This is a genomic window from Klebsiella sp. KTE92, from assembly GCF_000398905.1.
GTDB classification, from domain to species: domain Bacteria; phylum Pseudomonadota; class Gammaproteobacteria; order Enterobacterales; family Enterobacteriaceae; genus Klebsiella; species Klebsiella variicola.
Map to the genome: position 1 here is coordinate 2,538,134 of NZ_KB976100.1, position 23,190 is coordinate 2,561,323.

23 protein-coding genes and 1 pseudogene are annotated in these 23,190 nt (G+C 59.9%); 12 read left to right on the forward strand and 12 right to left on the reverse strand.

All coding sequences use genetic code 11. The annotated features are described in order from the left end of the window. Window positions 1-91: 91 nt before the first annotated feature. From A1WC_RS13470 to urtE, 6 genes are all read left to right on the forward strand, one after another. Complete coding sequence (locus A1WC_RS13470; protein ID WP_012541782.1) at window positions 92-1,195, forward strand: cobalamin-independent methionine synthase II family protein; 1,104 nt, start codon at window positions 92-94, stop codon at window positions 1,193-1,195. 170 nt (window positions 1,196-1,365) lie between these two features. Further along, the gene (urtA, locus tag A1WC_RS13465) at window positions 1,366-2,637 is read left to right on the forward strand and encodes an urea ABC transporter substrate-binding protein (RefSeq protein WP_012968272.1); all 1,272 of its coding nucleotides are present in this window, start codon (window positions 1,366-1,368) and stop codon (window positions 2,635-2,637) included. A gap of 61 nt (window positions 2,638-2,698) precedes the next feature. Continuing rightward, window positions 2,699-4,273 (forward strand): urea ABC transporter permease subunit UrtB, encoded by a 1,575-nt coding sequence (gene urtB / locus A1WC_RS13460; protein ID WP_016160987.1) that lies wholly within the window; start codon window positions 2,699-2,701, stop codon window positions 4,271-4,273. After that, window positions 4,273-5,346 carry an urea ABC transporter permease subunit UrtC gene (gene urtC / locus A1WC_RS13455; protein WP_008804969.1) on the forward strand — a complete coding sequence of 358 codons (1,074 nt, stop codon included), beginning with the start codon at window positions 4,273-4,275 and terminating at the stop codon, window positions 5,344-5,346. The genes urtB and urtC overlap by 1 nt, the downstream gene beginning before the upstream one ends. Beyond that, a complete protein-coding gene (gene urtD / locus A1WC_RS13450; RefSeq protein WP_002904321.1) occupies window positions 5,346-6,143 on the forward strand; it encodes an urea ABC transporter ATP-binding protein UrtD in 798 nt (265 codons plus the stop codon). Before urtC ends, urtD begins: the two co-directional genes overlap by 1 nt. 9 nt (window positions 6,144-6,152) lie before the next feature. Then, window positions 6,153-6,851 carry an urea ABC transporter ATP-binding subunit UrtE gene (urtE, locus tag A1WC_RS13445; RefSeq protein ID WP_016160988.1) on the forward strand — a complete coding sequence of 233 codons (699 nt, stop codon included), beginning with the start codon at window positions 6,153-6,155 and terminating at the stop codon, window positions 6,849-6,851. Window positions 6,852-6,886: 35 nt separating this feature from the next. Here the strand turns inward: urtE and A1WC_RS13440 are convergent, their stop codons facing one another. Both A1WC_RS13440 and ydeE read right to left on the reverse strand, forming a co-directional pair. After that, complete coding sequence (locus A1WC_RS13440; RefSeq protein WP_012541779.1) at window positions 6,887-7,369, reverse strand: helix-turn-helix domain-containing protein; 483 nt, start codon at window positions 7,367-7,369, stop codon at window positions 6,887-6,889. A gap of 129 nt (window positions 7,370-7,498) precedes the next feature. Beyond that, the gene (ydeE, locus tag A1WC_RS13435; protein ID WP_012541778.1) at window positions 7,499-8,692 is read right to left on the reverse strand and encodes an efflux MFS transporter YdeE; all 1,194 of its coding nucleotides are present in this window, start codon (window positions 8,690-8,692) and stop codon (window positions 7,499-7,501) included. Between the two features lie 194 nt (window positions 8,693-8,886). Here ydeE and eamA point away from each other — a divergent pair, with 194 nt between their 5' ends. Then, on the forward strand, window positions 8,887-9,786 hold the full coding sequence (eamA, locus tag A1WC_RS13430; RefSeq protein ID WP_008804965.1) for an O-acetylserine/cysteine exporter: 900 nt from the start codon (window positions 8,887-8,889) through the stop codon (window positions 9,784-9,786). Window positions 9,787-9,832: 46 nt separating this feature from the next. On the opposite strand, the gene marB is transcribed toward eamA, so the two are convergent. Genes marB through marR form a run of 3 tightly spaced genes read right to left on the reverse strand, consistent with a single transcriptional unit; the run spans window position 9,833 to window position 10,920 of the window. Next, on the reverse strand, window positions 9,833-10,051 hold the full coding sequence (gene marB / locus A1WC_RS13425; RefSeq protein WP_008804964.1) for a multiple antibiotic resistance protein MarB: 219 nt from the start codon (window positions 10,049-10,051) through the stop codon (window positions 9,833-9,835). Window positions 10,052-10,091: 40 nt separating this feature from the next. Further along, the gene (gene marA / locus A1WC_RS13420; RefSeq protein WP_002904397.1) at window positions 10,092-10,466 is read right to left on the reverse strand and encodes an MDR efflux pump AcrAB transcriptional activator MarA; all 375 of its coding nucleotides are present in this window, start codon (window positions 10,464-10,466) and stop codon (window positions 10,092-10,094) included. 19 nt (window positions 10,467-10,485) lie between these two features. Continuing rightward, on the reverse strand, window positions 10,486-10,920 hold the full coding sequence (marR, locus tag A1WC_RS13415; protein WP_008804963.1) for a multiple antibiotic resistance transcriptional regulator MarR: 435 nt from the start codon (window positions 10,918-10,920) through the stop codon (window positions 10,486-10,488). 261 nt (window positions 10,921-11,181) lie between these two features. Between marR and A1WC_RS13410 the strand changes: the two genes are divergently transcribed. Beyond that, window positions 11,182-11,850, forward strand: coding sequence for a MarC family NAAT transporter (locus A1WC_RS13410; protein WP_002904403.1), 669 nt, complete (start codon window positions 11,182-11,184; stop codon window positions 11,848-11,850). A 70-nt stretch (window positions 11,851-11,920) separates the two neighbouring features. On the opposite strand, the gene A1WC_RS13405 is transcribed toward A1WC_RS13410, so the two are convergent. Beyond that, window positions 11,921-13,120 (reverse strand): sugar transporter, encoded by a 1,200-nt coding sequence (locus tag A1WC_RS13405; RefSeq protein WP_008804962.1) that lies wholly within the window; start codon window positions 13,118-13,120, stop codon window positions 11,921-11,923. A gap of 201 nt (window positions 13,121-13,321) precedes the next feature. Here A1WC_RS13405 and A1WC_RS13400 point away from each other — a divergent pair, with 201 nt between their 5' ends. Continuing rightward, the gene (locus tag A1WC_RS13400; protein ID WP_012968269.1) at window positions 13,322-14,113 is read left to right on the forward strand and encodes a PhzF family phenazine biosynthesis protein; all 792 of its coding nucleotides are present in this window, start codon (window positions 13,322-13,324) and stop codon (window positions 14,111-14,113) included. Between the two features lie 63 nt (window positions 14,114-14,176). On the opposite strand, the pseudogene A1WC_RS28390 reads toward A1WC_RS13400, so the two are convergent. From A1WC_RS28390 to A1WC_RS13370, 6 genes and pseudogenes are all read right to left on the reverse strand, one after another. Then, window positions 14,177-14,855, reverse strand: a pseudogene (locus A1WC_RS28390) (SDR family NAD(P)-dependent oxidoreductase). Further along, complete coding sequence (locus tag A1WC_RS13390; protein WP_016160990.1) at window positions 14,852-15,325, reverse strand: YhcH/YjgK/YiaL family protein; 474 nt, start codon at window positions 15,323-15,325, stop codon at window positions 14,852-14,854. Before A1WC_RS13390 ends, A1WC_RS28390 begins: the two are co-directional and overlap by 4 nt. Next, complete coding sequence (locus A1WC_RS13385) at window positions 15,322-16,488, reverse strand: sialidase family protein (RefSeq protein ID WP_016160991.1); 1,167 nt, start codon at window positions 16,486-16,488, stop codon at window positions 15,322-15,324. The genes A1WC_RS13390 and A1WC_RS13385 overlap by 4 nt, the downstream gene beginning before the upstream one ends. 3 nt (window positions 16,489-16,491) lie before the next feature. Then, window positions 16,492-17,901, reverse strand: a complete 1,410-nt coding sequence (locus A1WC_RS13380) for a sodium:solute symporter family protein (protein WP_004151621.1) — start codon at window positions 17,899-17,901, stop codon at window positions 16,492-16,494. 76 nt (window positions 17,902-17,977) lie between these two features. Further along, complete coding sequence (locus A1WC_RS13375; protein ID WP_016160992.1) at window positions 17,978-18,862, reverse strand: dihydrodipicolinate synthase family protein; 885 nt, start codon at window positions 18,860-18,862, stop codon at window positions 17,978-17,980. A 13-nt stretch (window positions 18,863-18,875) separates the two neighbouring features. Beyond that, window positions 18,876-20,024: an iron-containing alcohol dehydrogenase gene (locus tag A1WC_RS13370; RefSeq protein WP_016160993.1), complete on the reverse strand. Its 1,149-nt coding sequence runs from the start codon at window positions 20,022-20,024 to the stop codon at window positions 18,876-18,878. A 175-nt stretch (window positions 20,025-20,199) separates the two neighbouring features. Here A1WC_RS13370 and dtnK point away from each other — a divergent pair, with 175 nt between their 5' ends. The 3 genes from dtnK to A1WC_RS13355 are packed head-to-tail and all read left to right on the forward strand — an operon-like array spanning window position 20,200 to window position 23,177. After that, window positions 20,200-21,435, forward strand: a complete 1,236-nt coding sequence (gene dtnK, locus A1WC_RS13365) for a D-threonate kinase (protein WP_016160994.1) — start codon at window positions 20,200-20,202, stop codon at window positions 21,433-21,435. Next, window positions 21,428-22,414 carry a D-threonate 4-phosphate dehydrogenase gene (locus tag A1WC_RS13360; protein ID WP_012541770.1) on the forward strand — a complete coding sequence of 329 codons (987 nt, stop codon included), beginning with the start codon at window positions 21,428-21,430 and terminating at the stop codon, window positions 22,412-22,414. Before dtnK ends, A1WC_RS13360 begins: the two co-directional genes overlap by 8 nt. Window position 22,415: 1 nt before the next feature. Beyond that, window positions 22,416-23,177 carry a DeoR/GlpR family DNA-binding transcription regulator gene (locus A1WC_RS13355; RefSeq protein ID WP_012968265.1) on the forward strand — a complete coding sequence of 254 codons (762 nt, stop codon included), beginning with the start codon at window positions 22,416-22,418 and terminating at the stop codon, window positions 23,175-23,177. The last annotated feature ends 13 nt before the right edge of the window (window positions 23,178-23,190 follow it).

Sequence of the window (23,190 nt, forward strand, 5' to 3'; positions counted from 1 at the left end):
TATCTGGACATATAGCCATCCAGAAGTCTAAAAATTCAAATAATGAACTATCACGGTGGGCAACTAACGCGCCCACCGCTAAGGAGACAGCATGCAACGTCAACAGGCCCCGTTCCGCGCAGACATCGTCGGCAGTTTTTTGCGCCCGGACAGCATTAAACAGGCGCGTCAGCAGCTGGCTGAGGGGATTATCGACGCCGGTCAGCTACGCGAAATTGAGAATAACGCGATCCGTCATCTGGTTCAGCAGCAATGCGACTGCGGCCTGCATGTGGTCACCGACGGTGAGTTTCGTCGCGCATGGTGGCATTTCGATTTCTTCGATGGCCTGCAGGGTGTTGAACGTTACGATGCCGAGCAGGGGATCCAGTTCAACGGCGTGCAGACCAAAGCGCACGGCGTTCGCGTCACCGGCAAGCTGGCGTTTGGCGACCACCCGATGCTGGAGGATTTCCGCTATCTGAAAAGCATCAGCGGCGACGCGCAGCCGAAGATGACCATTCCCAGCCCGAGCGTGCTGCACTTCCGCGGCGGGCGGAAAGATATTGATGCCACCGTTTACCCGGATCTTAGCGACTACTTCGACGATCTGGCCACCACCTGGCGCGACGCGATCCGCGCGTTTTATGACGCCGGCTGCCGCTATCTGCAGCTGGACGATACCGTGTGGGCCTACCTGTGCTCCGATGCCCAGCGTCAGCAGGTACGCGAGCGCGGCGACGATCCGGATGCGCTGGCGCGCATTTATGCCCGGGTGCTGAACCAGGCGCTGGAAGGTAAGCCGGCCGATCTGACGGTGGGCCTGCACGTCTGTCGGGGTAACTTCCGTTCAACCTGGATCTCGGAAGGCGGTTACGAGCCGGTGGCCGAGGTGCTGTTTGGCGGCGTCAATGTCGATGCCTTCTTCCTTGAGTACGACAACGACCGCTCCGGGGATTTCGCGCCGCTGCGCTTTATTCGTCCTGGCCATCAGCAGGTGGTTCTCGGACTGATCACCACCAAAAATGGCGAGCTGGAGAATCCGCAGGGGGTGAAAGCGCGTCTCGCTGAGGCCGCGCAGTATGTGCCGCTCGAGCAGATTTGCCTGAGTCCGCAGTGCGGTTTCGCCTCTACGGAAGAGGGCAATGCCCTCAGCGAAGACCAGCAGTGGCAAAAAGTCCGACTGGTGACGTCGATCGCCGCCGACGTCTGGTAATAACTTTCTTAGCGCAGCGTTGCACCGTGATGAGGCAACGCTGCCGTCCCCACCCTCTCCGCCGCCCACCTGTCCCGCATCCTGCTGTTTTCACAACCTGGCACCGTTTTTGCCTTATCACCTCTGGTTAGCTGTTAATTCTTTATTTTTGCGCTACTCAGGAGTGAATCATGCAACGTAGAACGTTATTAAAAGCTTTTGCACTCTCCGCCTCTGTAATGGCTATGGGTCTTTCATTCCAGGCCTATGCCGCCGACACCATCAAAGTCGGGATCATGCATTCGCTCTCGGGAACGATGGCGATTTCCGAAACGCCGCTGAAGGACGTCGCGCTGATGGCCATCGACGACATCAACGCCAAAGGCGGGGTACTGGGCAAGAAGCTGGAGCCGGTGGTGGTCGACCCGGCCTCCAACTGGCCGCTGTTTGCCGAGAAGGCACGCCAGCTGCTGGCCCAGGATAAAGTGGCGGTGGTGTTTGGCTGCTGGACATCGGTCTCACGTAAATCGGTGCTGCCGGTGTTTGAGGAGCTGAACGGCCTGCTGTTCTACCCGGTGCAGTATGAAGGGGAAGAGATGTCCCCCAACGTCTTCTATACCGGCGCGGCGCCTAACCAGCAGGCTATCCCGGCGGTGGAATACCTGCTAAGTGAGGATGGCGGCGGCGCCAAACGTTTCTTCCTGCTGGGGACGGATTACGTCTATCCGCGCACCACCAACAAGATCCTCCGCGCCTTCCTGCATGCCAAAGGGATCCAGGACAAAGATATCGAGGAGGTCTACACCCCGTTCGGCTACAGCGATTACCAGACCATCGTCGCCAATATCAAAAAATTCTCCGCCGGTGGCAAAACGGCAGTGGTCTCCACCATCAATGGCGATTCCAACGTGCCGTTCTACAAAGAGCTGGCTAACCAGGGTCTGAAAGCGACCGATGTGCCGGTGGTGGCCTTCTCGGTGGGGGAAGAGGAGCTGCGCGGCATCGATACCAAACCGCTGGTCGGCAACCTCGCGGCATGGAACTACTTTGAGTCCGTCGATAATCCGACCAACAAAGCCTTCGTCGCCGACTATCGCGCGTACGCCAAAGCGCACAAGCTGCCGAATGCCGATACGGTGGTGACCAACGATCCGATGGAAGCGACCTGGGTGGGTCTGCATATGTGGGCGCAGGCGGTGACCAAAGCGGGCACCACCGATGTCGATAAAGTGCGCGAGGCGATGGCCGGGCAGACCTTCAACGCGCCATCCGGTTTTACCCTGACCATGGATGCCACTAACCATCATCTGCATAAGCCGGTGATGATCGGTGAAATTGAAGGTAACGGTCAGTTCAACGTGGTCTGGCAGACCGATAAACCCGTTCGCGCGCAGCCGTGGAGTCCGTGGATCCCCGGTAACGATAAGAAACCTGACCATCCGGTGAAAACCGTCAGCCAGTAAGCGCCAGGGCCGACGGGGCTGGAGCATAGCGCCCGTCGGCTGCTGACCAGAGGAGAACGACATGAACGCATTGCGTCTCATGAGTGTGTTGGCGCTACTGCTGATCCTGCTGCCGTGGCGGGCGCAGGCCGCGGAGGCGGACGACTTTGTTGCCGCCAGCCGCAGCCAGCAGGCGCAGCTGTTGACCCAGTGGGCGGCAGCGCCGCAGGCGGATCGTTTGCCGCTGCTGCGGGCGTTGACCACCGAGAGCCTGGTGATGGACGACGGAAAACATGCTTTCCGCACCCGACAGGGCGGATTACAGCCATTGGGCGCTGCCGCCGCGCCGCAGGGCGAAACCCGACCGGTCCGTCTGACCAACCGGCTACGCAATCTGGCTGCCGGCGCGCTGGCCAGCCACCTTATATTAAGTGACAACGTCACGGAGAGGGCTTCCGCCGCGCGCACGCTTCAGCGGGAAGCGACCCCGGCCATGGCCGCGCTGCTGCAACAGCGGCTGCAGGCGGAAACCGATGAGAATGTGCGGGGCCTGCTGGAGGTGGCGCTGGCGCGCCTGCAGTTGACTCAGCCTGAGGCCAGCGCGCGGCTGGCCGCCGTGACGCTGCTCGGCCATTCCGCGGACCCGGAAACCCAGGCGCTGCTGATCCCCTTTACCGATGCCCAGCATGAGCCGGATGCGGCGGTGCGCGAGGCGGCCAGCGACAGCCTGCAAAAGATCAAACATCGTCTGCTGCTCGGCGATCTGCTGGGCCAGGCCTTTATGGGGCTGTCGCTGGGATCGGTGCTGTTGCTGGCCGCGCTGGGGCTGGCGATCACCTATGGCCTGCTGGGGGTGATTAACATGGCCCACGGTGAGATGTTAATGATCGGCGCCTACAGCTGCTGGCTGGTACAGCAGGCGCTGGCGCAGCTCGCGCCGCAATGGCTGGCCTTTTATCCGCTGGTCGCGCTGCCGGTGGCGTTTCTGGTGACCGCCGGGATCGGCATGGCGCTGGAGCGCACCATTATTCGTCATCTGTATGGTCGGCCGCTGGAAACGCTGCTCGCCACCTGGGGGATCAGCCTGATGCTTATCCAGCTGGTGAGGATGCTGTTTGGCGCGCAGAACGTGGAGGTGGCAAACCCGGCCTGGCTCTCCGGCGGCGTGCAGGTCCTGCCGAACCTGATCCTGCCGTGGAACCGGCTGGCGGTGCTGGCGTTCGTCCTGCTGGTGCTGTGTTTTACCTGGCTCATCCTGAACCGTACCCGTCTGGGGATGAACGTCCGCGCCGTGACGCAGAACCGGGCGATGGCCGCCTGCTGCGGCGTGCCTACCGGGCGGGTGGATATGCTGGCCTTTGGCCTCGGCTCCGGTATTGCCGGGCTGGGCGGCGTGGCGCTGTCGCAGCTTGGCAACGTCGGGCCTGAACTGGGTCAGGGATACATCATCGACTCGTTTCTGGTAGTGGTGCTGGGCGGCGTCGGCCAGCTGGCCGGCAGCGTGGCGGCGGCCTTTGGGCTGGGCATTTTCAACAAAATTCTCGAACCCCAAATGGGCGCGGTGCTGGGCAAAATCCTGATCCTGGTGATGATTATTCTGTTTATTCAGAAACGCCCGCAGGGTCTGTTCGCGCTGAAAGGGAGGGTTATTGACTGATGAGCCAACCAATCACCTTAACGCTGGCGCAGCGCGCGCCGCGGCCTCTGCGCTGGCTGGGGATCCTGCTGGTGCTGGGGCTGCTGAGTATGCCATTCCTGGCGCTGCTGCCGGCCTCGCATCCGCTGGCGGTGCCGAGCTGGCTGCTGACGCTGAGCGGCAAAATCCTCTGCTACGCCATTGTGGCGGTGGCGCTGGATCTGGTCTGGGGCTATGCGGGTATGCTGTCGCTGGGGCACGGGATCTTCTTTGCCCTCGGCGGGTACGCCATGGGGATGTACCTTATGCGCCAGGCGGCGGGCGACGGTCTGCCGGCGTTTATGTCTTTTCTCTCCTGGAGCGAGCTGCCCTGGTTCTGGTGGGGCACGCAGCATTTCGCCTGGGCGATGGCGCTGGTGGTGCTGGTTCCCGGTCTGCTGGCCCTGGTTTTCGGCTGGTTTGCCTTTCGCTCGAAGATCAAAGGGGTCTATTTCTCGATCATGACCCAGGCCCTGACCTATGCCGGTATGCTGCTGTTCTTTCGCAACGAGACCGGGTTTGGCGGTAACAACGGCTTCACCGGTTTTACCACGCTGCTGGGTTTTCCGGTCACCGCCACCGGCACCCGCGCCACCCTGTTTATGGCCACGGTTTTGCTGCTGTTGCTGACCCTGTGGCTGGGCTCGGCGCTGGCGCAGAGTAAGTTTGGCCGGATCCTCACCGCGGTACGTGACGCCGAAAACCGGCTGATGTTCTGCGGGTACGACCCGCGCGGCTTCAAGCTGCTGGTATGGACGCTGTCGGCGGTGCTCTGCGGTCTGGCGGGGGCGTTATATGTCCCGCAAGTCGGGATCATCAACCCCAGCGAAATGTCGCCGACCAACTCCATCGAGGCCGCCATCTGGGTGGCGCTCGGCGGCCGCGGCACGCTGATCGGCCCGGTGCTTGGCGCCGGTCTGGTCAACGGCGCGAAAAGCATTTTCACCGTGGCGATGCCAGAGTACTGGCAGCTGTTTCTGGGCCTCATCTTCATCATCGTGACCCTGTTTTTACCCCGCGGAGTGATGGGCCTGCTGCGTCGAGGAGACCGCTAATGCAACCGGATGAAGGACTGTTTACCCGTCAGCTGCCCGGCGATCGCTTTCGCGAACAAACCGATCCGGTGCTGCAGCTGGAGAATATCAACGTCAGCTTTGACGGTTTCCGGGCGCTGACGGATCTGTCGCTGGCGATAGGCGTCGGCGAACTGCGCTGCGTGATCGGCCCCAACGGGGCGGGCAAGACTACCCTGATGGACGTGATCACCGGCAAGACCCGGCCGCAAAGCGGCAAAGCGCTCTATGACCAGTCGGTGGATCTGACCACTCTTGACCCGGTGGCCATCGCCCGCCAGGGCATCGGGCGCAAGTTTCAGAAGCCGACGGTCTTCGAAGCGCTGACGGTGGCGGAAAATCTCGCCCTGGCGATGAAGGGAGATAAATCGGTGTGGGCCAGCCTGCGCGCCCGGCTGAGCAGCGAACAGGACGATCGGCTGAATGAGGTACTGCGCCTGCTGCGTCTCGATGGTGAGCGCTACCGCCAGGCCGGTCTGCTGTCCCATGGCCAGAAACAGTTCCTTGAGATCGGCATGCTGCTGGTGCAGGAGCCGCATCTGCTGCTGCTTGATGAGCCGGCGGCCGGCATGACCGATGCGGAAACGGAGTATACGGCGGAGCTGTTTCGTACCCTGGCTGGACAGCACTCCCTGATGGTGGTGGAGCACGACATGGGATTTGTCGAGACCATCGCCGACCGGGTGACGGTCCTGCATCAGGGCCAGGTGCTGGCGGAGGGATCGCTGCGGGAGGTGCAGGCCAATGAGCAGGTCATTGAAGTTTATCTGGGACGTTAAGGAGCGCCAATGTTACAGGTGAGTCAGCTACATCAATACTACGGCGGCAGCCATATTTTGCGTGGGGTGGATTTTTCCGCCCGTCAGGGCGAAGTCACCTGCCTGCTGGGGCGCAATGGCGTTGGTAAGACCACGCTGCTGAAATGCCTGATGGGGCTGATCCCGGCGCGCAGCGGTGAGGTACGCTGGCAGGATCAGAACATCACCCATCGCAAACCGCACCAGCGGGTGCAGGCCGGGGTCGCCTACGTCCCCCAGGGGCGCGAGATATTTCCGCGCCTGACGGTGGAAGAAAACCTGCTGATGGGGCTGTCGCGCTTTCCCGCCCGCGAAGCGCAGCAGGTGCCGGAGGAGATCTACCAGCTTTTCCCGGTGCTCAAGACCATGAAGCAGCGGCGGGGCGGTGACTTATCCGGCGGTCAACAGCAACAGCTGGCGATCGGCCGCGCGCTGGCCAGCCGTCCGCAGCTGCTGATCCTCGATGAACCCACCGAGGGGATCCAGCCTTCGGTTATCAAAGAGATTGGCGAGGTGATCCGCCAGCTGGCGAGCCGCGGGGATATGGCGATCCTGCTGGTGGAGCAGTTCTATGACTTTGCCGCCGGGCTGGCGGACCACTACCTGGTGATGTCGCGCGGCGCCATCGTCCAGCAGGGCAAGGGCGGTGATATGGAGCGCGACGGCGTGCGCGCCATGGTGACCATCTGACCAGGCCGGCGGCGTGCGCGCCGCCGGTTTGCGGGCTATTTGCGCAACAGCCGCTGCAGGCGCGCCTGGCGCCAGTTTTTGATCCATTCGCCGAACACGAACAGGCGTAATCCTCTCACCACCAGCAGGGCGCCCCAGATCAGGGCGACCCAGCCGGACCAGTAGTACTGCGGATTAGTGAAGCGGTTAAGCACCGCCAGCAGCACGCAAACCACCAGCGCCACCGACAGCGAACGGAAAAAGCGGCTCTCCTGATGCACCCGCGCTTTGGCTTCCTCTATGCGCAGATCCAGCGAGGCTTCCGGGCCCGGCGCACCCTCCCGCGAGGCTTCGCCGCCGATCTCGGCCACCGTGACCTCAAAGACCGCGGCGAGGGCGCTGAGGGTCTCCAGCCCCGGGCGTTCTCCATTCTCAATGCGCTGGATCGTGCGGACGCTGAGACCCGCCATTTCGGCCAGCTGCTCCTGGGACCAGGCGCGCTGTAGCCGTAATTGTTTGACCTGATTGTTGCTGTTCATATTCGTATGCTCCATGACGTTCTGCGGATGTAAACCTGTGATGGAGTATGGTGAACCGGGCCGCCAGCCACCACGACAGCGACCCGACAGCGGCCCGACATCAACCCGACAGCCGCATGCCAGCTGGCGTCAGGCGTTAGCCAGCGGACAATCCGGCTGCCAGGGACGGGCATTCATCCCGCGGAAAATCATCAGCCAGGCGGCGACAATCGCCACGATAAGAATGACAAAAAGCGACCAGTGCGGCAGATGGGTGAGGATCATCCCGGTGAACATCGGGTTGAATGCCGCGCCCAGCCACCCCAGCGACTGGGCGGAGAAGTAGCTGGCCTTCATCCCCGGCGGGGCAATATGGTCAATCAGCATATACTCCCCGGGGGCATAAATCACTTCCCCGAGGGTGAAGATCGCCGCCGAGATCCCCCACGCCCACAGGCTGGCGCCAGAGAACATAAAGCCCACGAGGCCGATAACAAAGCAGACGGTGCCGAAGGTCATCAGCGGGCGAATATTTCTGGCGCTCAGCCGCCGGCCAACCGCGTACTGCAGAGCAACCACCACCGCGGCGTTAACCGGCAGCACCACGGCCACCACTTTCTCGGCGAAGTCACTGCTGGCGACCACCAGCACATACTGCGAGAGACAGGAGGCGAAAGCGCCGCTGACGAAGGAGGCCAGCAGCCCGGAACAGGTAAACCACAGCAGCGCCCGGTCATGCAGCAACACCGAGGGAGACCAGGCGACAGCGCCCGGCTGGGCCACGGCCACCTCCCGCTGGAGAAACAGCTGAATAAACACCAATGGAAAGGCGGCGCAGGCGGCCGCCAGCCAGAACGGCAAATTGATACTGTGCATCACCAGCAGCGTGCCGATGGGCGGCCCGACGGTCCAGCCGATATTGAGGATGGTATAGTTCAGCGAGAAGATACGCGCTTTTTTCTCCGGCGTCAGTCGGTCGGCGAACCAGGCTTTTAGCACGGTGGAAAACACCGAGTAGGCGCAGTTGATCAACGCAAAGAAGATCACCACCAGGATAGCGTTATTGACCAGCGGTATCGCGCTAAATCCCAGAATAAACACCAGCACTGACCACACCATATAGCGCTTTTTGTCGAACTTATCCGCGAGGATGCCAAAGCCCATGCTGAACAGCACGCCGACCACCAGCGCCAGCGACAACGCGTAGCCAATCACATCGACATCCAGCTGATAACGTCGGGTGAGGTAGATAGTCATAAACGGCAGTGTGGCCCCGCGGCCAATAGTTAGCAGTAACGACGATGCCAGCAGCGCGATGGTGGAGCGCCTGAGAGTGGTGATCATGATTTCCTTGCCTGTCATGTTGTTATAATTTTACGTCTTCGATCACAAATAACACGCTCATTACGCCTTGTACAGGTCAGCCCGGTCGCCGGTCGCACTTCCTGGCCTGCCAAAAATAATGATCTATCCTGGCGGCCGCTTTTTGGTTACTTTGATTTTGTTCACAAAAATTCTAATAACGACAGAGGCAGGGTATGACGAGGAAAGATGGACTACTGGCGCTGCTGGTAGTGGTGGTGTGGGGGCTTAACTTTGTGGTGATTAAGCTGGGATTACACAATATGCCGCCGCTGATGCTGGCGGGGCTGCGCTTTATGTTGGTCGCCTTCCCGGCGCTGCTGTTTGTATCCCGCCCGGCTATCCCGCTGCGCCTGCTGCTGGGTTATGGCCTGACCATTAGCTTTGGTCAGTTTGCCTTTCTGTTCTGCGCTATCGGCCTGGGTATGCCTGCCGGGCTGGCTTCGCTGGTGCTGCAGGCGCAAGCCTTCTTCACCATCATTCTCGGCGCCTTCGTCTTTGGCGAACGTCTGCAGGGCAAGCAACTGGCGGGGATCGCCCTGGCGATCTTTGGCGTGCTGGTGCTGGTGGAGGGCAGCCTTGGCGGGGAGCATGTGCCGCTGGTGGGCTTTATGCTGACCCTGGCGGCGGCGCTCAGCTGGGCCTGCGGTAATATCTTCAACAAGAAAATCATGTCGCATGCCGCCCGGCCGCCCATTATGTCGCTGGTGGTGTGGAGCGCGTTGATCCCGGTGCTGCCGTTTATGCTGGCCTCATGGCTGATTGATGGCCCGCAGACCATGCTGGCGAGCCTGCAACACATCGATCTGCTGACGATACTGTCGCTGCTCTATCTGGCATTTATCGCCACTATCGTCGGCTATGGTATCTGGGGATCGCTGCTGGGGCGCTATGAAACCTGGCGGGTGGCGCCGCTGTCGCTGCTGGTGCCGGTGGTGGGGATGGCCAGCGCTGCGCTGTTGCTGGGGGAGACGCTGAGCGGACTGCAGCTCACCGGGGCGGTACTGATTATGGCCGGGCTCTATATTAACGTCTTCGGCTTACGTCTGGTGCGGCCGGGTATGGCGCGCGGATAAAAAAAAGCCCCGAAGAAGGGGCTACACAATTATGCGTGTAATGGCATCACAGGTCGTGCTGCTGGTAGTACGGCACGCCCAGTTCGTCGGATTTATCACTGCCAGCCGCCATATGATTGAAATCAAATGGCGAATCGTTATGTTCCGAAGGGATAATCATTGTATCACGCTGGTTTTGACGCACCGGCGTGGTGTTTTGCTCCGCATAGCTGAGGCTGGAGACCAGCGACAGGAGTACGATAGCTGCGGCAGCGAATAGTTTCATGATTTCCTCAATACGTCTTTGATAATACAGGCGATTAACATCAGTTATTTAGCGGATGCAGATAGCGGGATTCGCCAGGTACATTCGTTATGCGATACTTGTGGGGCGGAACATCGAAATAGTTCTTGAACGTTCGCGTCAGGGTCTGCTGCGACTCGAAACCGTAGCGTTCCGCCAGGTACAAAATGGGCTCATTGCTCTGCTTGAGCTTTTGCGCAATCTCCGTCAGCTTGCGGCTGCGGATGTACTGGCCGAGGGAATGGCCGGTCTCTTTCTTAAACATACGTTGCAGGTGCCACTTGGAGTAACCTGAACGCTCAGACACTTTTTCCAGCGACAGGGGCGATTCCAGGTTATCCTCGATCCACGACAAAATACTATGGATAGTGATGGCGTCATTATTACGTCTGGACATCATCTTACCTCTTCTTATTTTACGGCAGGACCTTCTTGAGTAGTTGCTCAAGCGCGACGACTTCGTCCGCCGACAGATTTTTTGTTAACTCCTGGTGTAACTTCTGACCCACAACCTGATGACACTGCTCGCAAAGGGCTGCGCCGTCCGGTGTCAACTGCACCAGCACGCCGCGCTTGTCAGCGGGGTTGGGTAACCGTTCAATCCAGCCTTTGCACGCCAGGCGGTCGAGCATACGCGTCATCGCGCCCGGGTCGACGGAAAGCACGGTTTTCAGCTCAACGGGGGTAATACATACCTCGCAACGAATGGAACAGAGCACGCGAAACTGGGTCGCGGTAATATCCATGGGTGAGAGGTAGTCGTTGAGCAGGCGATCTTTTTTCTGGTTAACCATCTGGATCAAGCGGCCCAACGGGATCATTTCATTAAACAGGTCGCTGGTACTTTTCATGATGGTTGCCCAGGCAAGTAATTAGTTGCAGGTGATACTATTGCCCAGGCAATCATAAGTCAACATTATGAATTGGCCGATGCCACGATTTGCTAAAATAAAAAAATCTGACGTGGGTCACTGTTTGTGGTTTTGCTAACGCTTGTTAATTTTTAGCGGAAGTGGTTTACCAGCAGGCTGGCGGCGAAAGTGTCGAAGCCGGTATACTCACGGAACGAAACAATACTTAAAAAATGAATATTAACGGGACTTTAATTAACTATGTTCGATTTGTTTAAAGCAATAGGGCTTGGCCTGGCGGTGCTTTTACCGCTGGCAAACCCACTCACAACCGTGGCGCTGTTCCTCGGCCTGGCGGGCAATATGAACAACGCCGAGCGGAACAAGCAGGCGTTGATGGCATCGGTGTATGTGTTCGCCATTCTGATGGTGTCGTGGTATGCCGGTCAGGTGGTGATGAATACATTCGGCATATCAATACCTGGGCTGCGTATCGCCGGGGGATTGATTGTGGCCTTTATCGGTTTCCGCATGCTGTTCCCCCAGCAAAAAGCCCACGATTCGATGGAAGCGAAGATCAAATCGGAAGAACTGCAGGATGAACCGACCGCCAATATCGCCTTTGTGCCGCTGGCGATGCCAAGCACCGCCGGTCCGGGAACCATCGCGATGATTATTAGCTCCGCCTCGACCGTTAAGCACGGCGTGGACTTCCCGGAGTGGGTGGTACTGGCGGCGCCGCCGATCATCTTTTTGCTGTTAGGGGTGATTCTGTGGGCTTGTCTGCGCAGTTCCGGCGCGATTATGCGTCTGGTAGGCAAAGGCGGCATCGAGGCCATTTCGCGGCTGATGGGCTTCCTGCTGGTCTGTATGGGCGTGCAGTTTATTATTAATGGCGTGCTGGAGATCATTTCGACCTGGCACCCCTGATCGCCCCGGATGGGATGAGAGACAACAGCCTGCCGGTAGCCATGCCGGCAGGCTTTTTTATCGCGGTAACTCAGGAGTGGTGCGGTTGATGGTCTTCCAGCGATACCGGCCAGCGGCGGAAGATCATCAGAGACCATACCAGCGCGGCCAGCGCCGGGATGGCACCGATGTAGCCGATGGAAGCCATCGACAGATGCAGACTCACCTGGCTGCCCACCAGCGCGCCAGCGCCAATACCAATATTAAAGATGCCCGAGAACAGGGACATGGCGACGTCGGTGGCATCCGGCGCGGAAGCCAGCACTTTTACCTGCATACCGAGGCCGATAATCATGATCGCCACGCCCCAGAAGATACTGAGCAGCATCAGATGATGTGCATTGTCCGAGGCAGGCAGGAGCAACAGCAGGCAGGCCAGCAGCAGGCCGATAGCGATGCTAATCAGCCCGGAAGCGTGCTGGTTGCCGAGCTTACCGAACAGAATGCTGCCGATAATACCGGCCCCGCCGAGGATCAACAGCAGCACGGTAGCAAAGTTGCCGCTCAGGCCCGCCACCGTCTGGACAAAGGGCTCGATATAGCTGTAGGCGGTATAGTGGGCGGTCACCACCACCACGGTCAGAATATAAACGCTGACCAGCGCCGGGCGGCGGAACAGCACCGGCAGGCTTTTCAGCGAGCCAGAATGTTCGCTCGGTAGCGTCGGCAGCAGTTTTACCAGACAGGCAAGGGTGGCTAACGCGCCGAGGCCAATCGCCAGGAAGGTCATTCGCCAGCCAAAATACTGGCCGATGATGCGGCCAATCGGAATACCGAACACCATCGCCAGGGCTGTACCGGTGGCGATCAGGCTCAGCGCCTGCGCCCGTTTGCCAGGCGGCGCCATACGGATGGCCAGCGCTGAGGTAATTGACCAGAAAACCGCATGCGCAAAAGCGATGCCAATGCGGCTAATCACCAGGACATCAAAACTCCACGCAAAAAACGACAGAACGTGGCTGGCAATAAACAGAATAAACAGGCCGATGAGCAGCCGCCGGCGCTCCATTTTGCTGGTCAGCAGCATAAACGGCAGCGACATCAGCGCCACCACCCACGCATAAATGGTGAGCATCATGCCCACCTGGGCGGTTTCCATGCCGAAGCTGCCGGCAATATCGGACAGCAGACCGACAGGGGCGAATTCTGTGGTGTTAAAAATAAACGCGGCGATGGCCAACGTCACGACACGTAGCCACGCTACCTTGCGTGAGACCGTATTCGTAGTCATAAGCTCTGGACGGGTGATTCAAGGGAAGATGTGACGGTGATCTTAAAACGATTACTGGCGAAAAGACAATCATTTTGTGATCTGCATCTCATTTCGCTGCAAGTGGCTGGCCGCGGTTAAGCAATTAATTTTGCTATGGATAGTGTCAGGGGAGCGCTTTTATGTCATGTTGAAGGAAAGTAAAAAAAGTAAGGACAGTGTATGCAGGAAATTCAATTTTATCTGGTCGATGCCTTCAGCGATAAAAACTTTGGCGGTAATGCCGCGGCCGTTTGCCCGCTCAGCGAGTGGTTAGCGGACGATGTATTGCTGAAAATGGCCCAACAGCATAACCAGTCCGAAACGGCGTTTTTCGTCCACACCGACGAAGGCTATGAGCTGCGCTGGTTTACCACGCTGGGCGAGATCAACCTCTGCGGCCACGCCACCCTGGCGACGGCGCATGTTATTTTCGAGTATCTTGACCATCCCTCGGCGACGATTACCTTCAGCACCCGTTTTGTCGGTGAACTGCGGGTGACCCGCAGCGGCGACTGGCTGACGCTCGACTTCCCGGCGTGGACGACCACCCCGGTGGACAACCCGCCGGCGGATCTGCTGGCCGGACTGGGGCTTGAGTCTGCCGTCGAGGTGCGGGAAGGGCGTGATTATCTGGTCGTGCTGGCGGATCGCCAGCAGGTTGAAGCGGTGCAGACCGATATGGCACGTCTGCAGAAGCTCGGCAAAATGATCTGCGTCAGCGCGCCGGATGAGGAGTATGACTTTGTCAGCCGCTTCTTCTGCCCGGGAGAAGGGGTGCCAGAGGATCCGGTGACCGGCTCCGCCCACAGCATGCTGATCCCCTGGTGGGGCGAAAAGCTGGGGAAAACCACCATGATGGCGCGCCAGGTCTCCGCCCGCGGCGGCGACCTGCGCTGCCAGTGGCAGGGCGACAGGGTGCTGATTAGCGGCCAGGCCACCACCTATCTGCGCGGAACGGTTTACCTGCGTTAATCATCGCCACCGCGTCGCCCCGGGGAGCGGTAATCTACTTCCGCTCCCCGGGGCGACATAGCATCAGCCCAGCGATGCGCCGCCACACATCACCAGCTCCTGTCCGGTCATCGCCGATGCGCCCTCGCTCAGCAACCAGCTCACCAGAGAGACCACTTCCTGCGGAGTAATGAGTCGCCCAAGCGGCGGAAGCCGCGGCGGGGAACTTTCTCTGCCTGGCTGATGGAGCATCGGCGTATCGGTTGCCCCGGGAGCCACGACGTTGACCGTCACCCCGGCAGGCGCCAGCTCTGCCGCCCAGCTCCTGGCGAGAGCGACCAGCGCGGCTTTTGGTGGCCGCATACTGCGAGCGACCAGCGGCGCCTCGTGACGTACGGCTTCCCAGCAGAACGATCCTCCCGCCTGGCCCCATGGTCGGGGCGAAGTGATTGACCAATGTCTGAGCCGCATCGACGTGTAAACGCCACAGCGACTCGCTGCGCTGAGGGTCCAGATTGCCCAGAGTGGCGGCCGCCATTGAACCCGCGGCGTGAATGATGGCCTGAGGGGGCTCAATCTGCTCCAGCGCCGCCAGCAGCGCGCTGCGTTGGCTGACGTCGACCATCAGATGGCGAAAGTTCGGCTGTGAGAAGGGCGGCAGCGAACGGCTCATGCCGATCACCTGCCAGCCGTCCGCCAGCAACTGCCTCACCACTGCGGCGCCGATCCCGGAGCTGGCCCCGGTTACCATTGCCCGCTTCATCGCGCCTCCAGCATCTCAGCGGGGATTTTGAATACCGCCTTTCTGACCGGCGCTGGCGTCGAAACCGCACACAGCGCCTGGTGCGGTTCGCCGGGGTAAAAGACCGCGAAGTCGCCGGGACGCAGCAGAATAGAGACACTCTCCGGGGCTGGCTGACATATATAGACGTCGGGCTTAAGCTCATTATCTTCCGGGCGCATCGCGGGAGCCATGCCCGCCTGGATCCGCTCCTCGCCGGCCAGGATGACCTGAATATCCGCCCACTGGCGATGATATTCCGTATGCCGCTCGGCCGCAGGCTGGGTTTGCACCACGCTGAGGGTGCAGAACCACGGCGCGCCGTCGGGCTGGAAGCGGCCATTCTCTCTGGCACTGAGGGCAGCCAGCGAACAGGCCTCGCTGCTCAATAGCTGCTTTAACGCCGGCGGCAGGCCAGCCTGCTGCAGCGCCTGCAGATTACCGATAATCATGCGCTTTCTCCTTTCACCCACTGTGGCGAAACGCGAACATACTTGATCGCCTGGCGATACCAGGTGTAGGCGATATGCAAATTACCGTCTGCTCCCTGTTTGATGCTGGGGTAGGAGAACTCCCGGTTCAGCTTCTGCTCCGAGTTATTGGTCATGCAGTAGCCGTCACCCTCATCGAGATTGCGCAGCCACGGCCAGCTTTCACCACCATCGGCTGAAATAGCGACGGTCATCGGCGCGCGTGGTGCGCCCCAGAAGGCGCTTTTCCCGGTCGCTTCCGGCTCCCTACGGCCATCGTCGTCAGCAATTTCATCATACAGCGAGGCGCGGCGTTCCGTGGCGCCGGCGGCGCTCATATTATTGAACACCAGCGCCAGTTCGCCATTGTCCAGGGTGGTCGCCTGAATGGACGAGTTGTTGTTCGGAAGCGTCGTCGGTACCGGCGCAGACCAGCTCTCTCCCTGGTCGCTGGACTGGCTGAACCAGATATGATCCGCCCAGCGGCTGCGGAAGAAGGCTGCCAGTCTGCCGTCCGGAAGCGGAGTGATACTCATATGGACACAACCCAGGCTCTCCGGGACCGCCACGTCACGCCAGCTTTTTCCGCAGTCTGAAGAGATCTTCACCGCGCTGACGTCATTGTTACCCACCCATTTCTCGCCGGGTTCGGTACGGCAGTAAAAGACCGGCAGCAGCCAGTTGCCGTCAGACATAACGCTTATTGGCTGGCGAATAAAGGTACCCGGTTGATCCAGCAGCGTATCGATGGCCCCCCAGCTTCGTCCGCCATCGTGGGAGAGGCGGTAGCGCACAATGGCGGTATCCTGGTTTCCGGCAAATTGCGCTGTCCACAACAGCCACAGCACGTTATCGGGCGCCTGAAATAGCACCGGGTTTTGTTCTGAGCGGTCTGGATCATCAGATAGCTTGACTGCCTCACTCCAGCGGTCACTGCCGGGGGCTAACCGCGATCCCCAGATAGAGATATCGGCTTTTCCCTCCTGGGAGCCGCCAAACCAGACGCACATCAGGCTGCCGTCATCCAGCGGCAGCAGATTGGCGGCATGGTTCTGCGGGCAGGCGCAGGGAAGCATTGCCCATGCGATGTGTTCATCTTGCTGGTGTTGGCGAATGACGCCGTCAAAAGGCGGAATTACGGTCATGTTTTATACTCCACGTTGCTCAACTGGGGCGGGGGATGGTTGTGATTTATTTGGGATCAGGCGGTCAATCACCATGATGATGGCCGGGGTTGCCAGGGCGACATACATGTTATTGATGCCGAACGGGTCGCCGAGTAAATACCAGACGGACGTCACCACACAGGCGCCGATCAGGCCGGCATTCGCGCCCCGAGTGCTTCTGAAGAAGGGAGCATAGAAGGCGATGACCGCCACCACGGTAATGGAGAGGCGAATGGCGCGGGTAAAGAAGGAGAGTTTCAGCACCTCCGGTACCAGCAGCACAAAGATCAGCGGCAGGAAGCCGATAATTAGCGACGCCCAGCGTGTGGCTCTGAACTCCTGGTCCGGCGTTGGGTTGCGCCATGGTACGTAAAAATCCTTCACCACCAGCGAGGCAATGGCCAGGGCTACGGTACTTACGCTGACGAAAATCGATGCCACAAGTGACGTTGTCACCAGACCTGCCAGCCACGGGTTCATGTCCTGCAGAAAGACCGGGAGGGCATACAGGCTGTTGATCTCGGGATGCAGGTATTTCGCCGCGACGCCGATAATGGCGATGGCAAAGGCGATAGGCAGGCAGAAAAAGAAGGCGATCCAGGTGGAGCGTTTCGCTGACCGAACGTCTTTGGTTGAGCTAATGGCCTGAATGACAAACTGGGTGCAAAAAATGGAGCCGATAGTGCCGATGAGCCAGGCGAAGATCGTGCCAGCACCAATGTTGCCATCCCATGTCCAGTAATAATCCGGCATCTTCTCCATCATCGGCGAGAAGCCGCCGGTTTTGGACAGGGCAAAACCCAGAATGATCAGCAGACCGGCGTATTTCAACGCGCTGTGTAACATGGTGACCCACGCGACGCCCTTCATGCCGCCGAACGCGAAATAAAAGGTACTCACAATGGCGGTAATAAAGGCGGCTACCGGTAAATTCACTTTTAATACGGTGGAGATGGCTGCGGCACCGCTGACGTAGTTGCCCACGTTAACCAGCAGCAGCGCATAAATCATAATCAGGGAGATAATATTTTTGGTACTGTTGCCATATTTTTCAGCGATGGCGCCGGAAATGGTAATTTTTCCGGTGTTATAGATGCGTTTCACCAGGATTAAACCGAACAGCGGAAAGCCGATGGCTGCCCCCAGCACGGACCACGAGGCGGCAATTCCGCTCTCAAAGGCGGCCTGGGCAGTACCGATGGTCGATTTGGCGCCAATATATTCTGACATCAGTAATATACCGACAATAAAGGCCGGCATGGCGCGCGAGCCTTCCATAAAATCCCCGGAATTTTTACTACGAATACGGAATGTCAGCCAGGTGGTAAACAGAATATAGGCAATAACAATGCCGACAATAATAAAGGTATCTTCAGCGGTAAAATGATTCATCTTAGCCTCTCTCTGGGCGTACGAATCCTGGGCACGGCGGTACCCGGTCTGTTTTATTAAAAAAGCGCAGCAAGTATTACGCTAAATAACGAGCGATGATGTCGCGTATCTGCTGCAGCTGTTGGTCACTGAACTGCACCGCGTAGCGGCTGTCGCCCACCTCATGACCCATCAGTTGCAGGGCTTTTTTCACTGCCGCGGGTGAGAACGCCACCTTATACAGATCGGTGCGCAGGCCCGTCACGCGCTCCTGCGCCTGGCGCGATCCGGCGATATCTCCGGCGTGAAACAGCGACCAGATCGCGTTGATTTCAGCGGGGGCGACGTTGGCAAGCCCTGAGATGCAGGCCGAACAGCCGTCGACATACCCCTGATGGATAAGGGAGTCCGGCCCGTTCAGAACGTCGAAACCGTCAATGTCGCGTACCGCGTCAAGAAAGCCTTTCAGGCTATCGTAGCTGCCGGCGCTGTCCTTAATGCCGACGATATTCTCGTGTCGGGCCAGCTGGCGTGCCGTCTCCGGAGCAATGGTGTTCCCGGTGCGGGCGGGAATGTTATAAAGAAAAAGCGGGACGCTCAGCGCGTCGGCGATCGCCGTATAGTGGTTAATCAGCTCTTCCTGCTTCAAGGGTACGAACCACGGGGTAATGGCCGATACCGCGTCAACCCCGAGGCGGGCGATCTGCTGGCCCAGCCGGCGAGTCTCACGGGTGGAAATCTCCCCGATATGCGCTACCACCGGCGCGCGTCCGGCGGCTTCTTCCACGCAGGTTCTGGCGACGGCGATCTTCTCCTCCTCATTGAGGACAAAAAACTCGCCATTGGTGCCGCCGCAGAAAATCCCGTTGCCTGCGGCGAGCTGGCGCTGCACCTGCTGGCGTAGCGCTGGCAGGTTAAGGGCTCCCTCGGCGGTAAAAGGGGTGACGATGGCGGTGAGTACGCCGCTAATGGCTCTCTTCATTTTCTTTCTCCTGTTAGGCATGTTCTGGAAACAGCGTTTGATAGATAGCCGCAATCTCTTCGCGGCTGACGCTGCAGGGGGCGTTGTTCATCAGGCGCTTGACGTTTTGCGCCGCTGCGCTGAGAGCAGGGATGCTCTCCCTGGGCACGCCGAGCGCGGCCAGGTTGTCCGGCAGGGGCAGTCGTTTCACCAGCGCCGCCAGCCACGCGACCAGCGCATGGGATTTCTCTTCCTCACTGAGCGTGCGATCTGCGTCGGGGATCAGATCCCAGACCTGAGCGAATTTTGCCACCGCGTAGGGGCGGACCACCCGCATGCAGGGCGCCAGCAGAATGGCGTTAGCCACCCCGTGCGGCAGGTGCCAGGTACCGCCAAGCGGATAGGAGAGCGCATGCACCAGATGGGTGCCGGCATGGTTGATCGCCGCGCCGCCGTACCACGAGGCCCAGAGCATCTCCAGCTTCGCCGTCAGATCCTGCGGCTGATCCACCGAGCGTTCGATATGCCGCACCAGCTTGTGTAAACCGATTAACGCCGCGTTGTCGCTCACCGGATTGGCGACGGTGGCGGTAAAGCACTCCAGCAGATGACACAGGGCATCGATACCGGTCGACGCCGCGATGCTGGCTGGCATGCTGGTGGTCAGCTCCGGCAGCAGGGCGACATAGTCCGGCAGCAGCACCGGGGAGATGATCCCCACTTTGGTCTGCTGCTCGGGGATCGCCAGAATGGCGTTCGGAGTCGCTTCGGAGCCGGTGCCGGCGGTGGCCGGGATCAACAATGAGCTAATCCGTCGTTGCGGCAACTCGCCTGCCAGCATGGCCGTCAGAGAGGGCGCCTCAGTATGCAGGAGCACCGAGAGCAGTTTCGCCACATCCAGTACGCTCCCCCCGCCGATGCCCACGATCATCTGGGGCTGACTGGCGCCCAGTTGGCTGACAATCTGCGCCACATCGTGATGGCTGGGCTCTGCCGGTACTGTGTCAATGACCTCAACCTTACGCCCTTCGGCCGCCAGCAGGCGATGGATCGCCTGGGTCGCTTCCAGCGCGCCAACGTTCTGGTCGGTCACCAGCAGGATGCGGGTTTTACCTGACAACAGCGGGAGCAGGGCCGTTGAGGCGCCCGCCCCGCTGATGATTGTGCTGTGTATCGTCGCCACGCGTTTCTCCTTGGTAGTAATTGATTGAATTCAATCATTCATGAATCGTGTCACTCGTCTGGTGGGGAAAAGTTATAATTTATACGGCAGTTTAATAACTTGAGCTTGCTCACATTTAATCAAATATGATTGAATATAATCAGTTTCAAATTTTCATCGACCACAAGGCAGAACAATGAACGATGGTAATAACCAGGTGCTGGTGCTGGCAGATGACTTTACGGGAGCCAATGACGCCGGTGTCAGCCTCGCTGAGGCGGGCATGTCGGTGGAAGTGGCCTTCAGCGCCGGGCAACCATCAACCGCCCGGGCGTTAATTCTCAACAGCGACAGCCGGGCAATGAGCGCCGCCGCCGCCGCGGACAAGGTCACCGGTCTGCTGCGCGGCGCGGCAAGATTTGTCCCGCACTGGCAGGTAAAGAAGATCGACTCCACGCTGCGCGGCAACCTTGGCGGCGAACTGGAGGCAATGATGGCGGCGCACGGCTGCCGGCTGGCGGTGGTGGCCCCGGCGTATCCGGCGGCCGGGCGGCATACCCGGGACGGGCGCTGCTATGTGCATGGGGTGGCCCTCGATCAGACCGAATTTGCCAGCGATCCGAAAACGCCCGTGAGCCGGGCGGAGATTAGCGAAATTATCGCCATGCAGAGCCGTCTTCCCTGTCTGATGTTGAACGCTGCCCAGCTTCCGGCGGCATTAGCGACGGCGGGCGAGGAGAAGCGAGTGTTGATTGTCGACGCCTGGGAAGACAGCCATCTGGACCAGGTGATCGACGCCGTTGCACCCCATGCGCGGGAGACCCTGCTGGTCGGCTCGGCGGGACTTTGCGAGGCGCTGGCGCGCCGCCTGCGCCGCTGCGAGCAGGGGCCGCTACTGGCGCTGGTTGGTTCGATGAGCGAGATGGCGCAGCGCCAGGTCGCTGCGCTGCAGGCTCATTCCCGAGTGAGAAAGATCGAAATAGATGTCGAACAGGCCTTTAGCAGATCGCCGAAGGAGGAAGCCTCGCGGATCGCCGAGGTGCTGCGTGAGGGTCATCACTGCGTGGTGACCACCCGCCCGAATAACGCCGCCCGGCACGGGATTGAAGCCCAGTGTAACGAACGCGGTCTCAGCCGCGCAGCCTACGGGGAGCACATCTGCGCCTGGCTTGCCGACGTCACGGCGCAGGCGGTGGCGCTGTGCCCACCGGGCGCCCTGTACCTCTCTGGCGGCGATGTAGCCATCGCCGTCGCGCACGCGCTCGGCGCCACCGGATTTCAGATCCGTGGGCGGGTGGCGCAGTGTGTGCCTTACGGGCACTTTCTCGGCGGTCGCTGGTCACGGCCGGTGATGACCAAAGCAGGGGGATTCGGCACCGACACTACGCTGTTAAATGTTGTGAATTTTATTGAGGAGAAACTGAGTGTCTAACATGATTGCAGTGACAATGGGCGACCCGGCAGGGATTGGTCCGGAGATTATTATCAAATCCCTCGCCGAAGGGGCGCTGAGCGGCGCGCCGGTGGTGGTGGTGGGCTGCGCGCAGACGCTGCGGCGGATCCTGGCGCTGAATATTACGCCGCGGGCGGAGCTGCGCATCATTGACCATCCCGCCGAGGCGAGTTTTTCCCCAGCGACCATCAACGTTATTGATGAACCGCTCAGCGACCCGCAGGGGCTGCGCCCTGGCGAAGTTCAGGCCCAGGCAGGGGACCTCGCGTTTCGCTGCATCAGGCGGGCGACCGCGCTGGCGCTGGACGGCGCGGTCGCGGCCATCGCTACCGCGCCGCTAAATAAAGAGGCGCTGCATCTCGCCGGGCACGCTTTCCCCGGCCATACCGAACTGCTGGCCCACCTGACGCAGACCACCGATTACGCCATGGTGCTCTATACCGAGAAGCTCAAGGTTATCCATATCACCACCCATATCGCCCTGCGCCAGTTCCTCGATACCCTCAACCAGCCGCGAATCGAGACGGTGATTGGCGTAGCGGATCGGTTTTTGCGCCGGGTCGGCTATCAGCGTCCGCGCATTGCGGTTGCCGGCGTTAACCCGCACGCCGGGGAGAACGGCCTGTTTGGCGATGAAGAGATCCGCATCGTCGCCCCGGCGGTCGCCGCCATGCAGGCGCAGGGGATAGAGGTCACCGGCCCCTGTCCACCGGACACGGTGTTTATGCAGTGTCACGAAGGTATGTACGACATGGTGGTGGCGATGTACCACGATCAGGGGCATATCCCGCTGAAGCTGCTCGGGTTCTATGATGGGGTGAATATCACCGCCGGGCTGCCGTTTATCCGTACCTCAGCGGATCATGGCACCGCGTTTGATATTGCCTGGACAGGTAAAGCGAAGTCTGAGAGCATGGCAACCTCCATTGAGCTCGCCATGCACATCGCGCAGGAATAACATGAAGGGATATAACCGGTTAGAGCAGATTATGGACTTCCTGAAAAGCCATAATCTGGTGACAGTCGACCAGCTGGTGGCGGCGACCAACGCTTCGCCGGCCACCATTCGTCGCGACCTGATCAAACTCGATCAGGAAGGGGTGATCAGCCGTACACATGGCGGGGTGACGCTGAACCGGTTTATTCCTTCCCAGCCGACGACGCTGGAGAAAGCCCAGCGCAGTCCGCTGGAAAAGCAGGCTATCGCCAGCGCGGCGGCCGCGCTGGTGAAGGCCGGCGACGCGATTGTGCTTGACGCCGGCACCACCATGATTGAGCTGGCGCGGCAGATCACCCATCTGCCGCTGCGGGTGATCACCAGCGATTTACATATCGCGCTGTTTTTGTCAGAATTTAAGCAGATAGAAGTGACGATTATCGGTGGGCGCATCGATGACAGCAGCCAGTCGTGCATCGGCGATCACGGCCGCCGCCTGCTGCAGACCATCTGGCCGGACCTTGCCTTCGTCAGTTGCAACGGCTGGGACCTCGAGAAGGGGATCACCGCCCCGACGGAGGAGAAGGCTGCCCTGAAACGTGATCTGATGGCTAATGCCCGGCGGCGCATCCTGCTGGCGGACAGCTCCAAATACGGCGCCTGGTCACTGTTCAATATTGCCCCGCTGGAGTCGTTGACCGATATCGTCACCGACGCCCATCTGCCGGAGGCGACCCGCGAGGCGCTGGTGACCCTTTCCCCACAGCTGATCATTGCTGACTGACTTGCAGGCTGCC